Source organism: Streptococcus sp. GMD4S (assembly GCF_000296955.1).
In genome coordinates this window covers 1-795 of record NZ_AJRE01000327.1, presented here as the reverse complement: position 1 = coordinate 795, position 795 = coordinate 1, and the positions used below count along the sequence as shown (strand labels likewise).

Annotated in this window: 1 protein-coding gene; it reads left to right on the top strand. The window is 43.4% G+C overall.

What is annotated here, in order from left to right; all coding sequences use genetic code 11:
* Nucleotides 1-414 precede the first annotated feature (414 nt).
* Nucleotides 415-795 (top strand): alpha-L-fucosidase (locus GMD4S_RS09705; RefSeq protein WP_000988883.1); only part of this gene is annotated, 381 nt, incomplete at its 3' end.

The following is a 795-nucleotide window of genomic DNA, read 5'->3' as shown; positions in this document are numbered from 1 at the left end:
TTTCTACTGGCTGATTCTCACTAGCTGGCGAATGCAAAAGCTACGATTGTACAAATTATAGAATCTTTTCAGGGGATTTAGGAAGGGAGCTTAGTCATATTGACGCTGCTATCGCTTTTTGTTATAGTCAAGGAGAGAGCGGTCTGGAACACTAGTTTATTCACAGTCTGTGGATAAGTCTAGGGGAAAATGACATATAACTCAGGGTGTTGAAGCACCCTGATACTAGTTCCGTACATTAGTAACTTGCCAGAGAGCTAGTAGAAACCCTAGTACAGAGCTGTTTGACAAAGGTCTGTTTAGGGGTGAAGGCCTCTAAGTCTAAGAGCTGGATTTTGGAGAAACTAGTTTTTAGGCATGTTTTCTTATCCACAAGTTGTGGATAATTTTGTGAACAAGAGAAAGAGATGTGAGATGATGACGAACATAAAACCGCATGGACCATTACCAAGTCAGGCCCAGCTGGATTATTTAGAGGATGAACTAGCTGCCTTTATCCATTTTGGTCCCAATACCTTTTATGACCAGGAATGGGGAAGTGGGCAAGAGGATCCTATGCGTTTTAACCCGACTAAGTTGGATGCGCGTGAATGGGTTCGAGTGCTTAAAGAAACGGGTTTTAAAAAGCTGATTTTGGTGGTGAAGCACCACGATGGCTTTGTTCTCTACCCGACATCCCACACAGATTATTCGATCAAGGCTAGTCCTTGGAGGGATGGAAAGGGGGACTTGCTCCTTGAGGTTTCCCAAGCTGTGACTGAGTTTGATATGGATATGGGAGTGTATTTGTCTCCT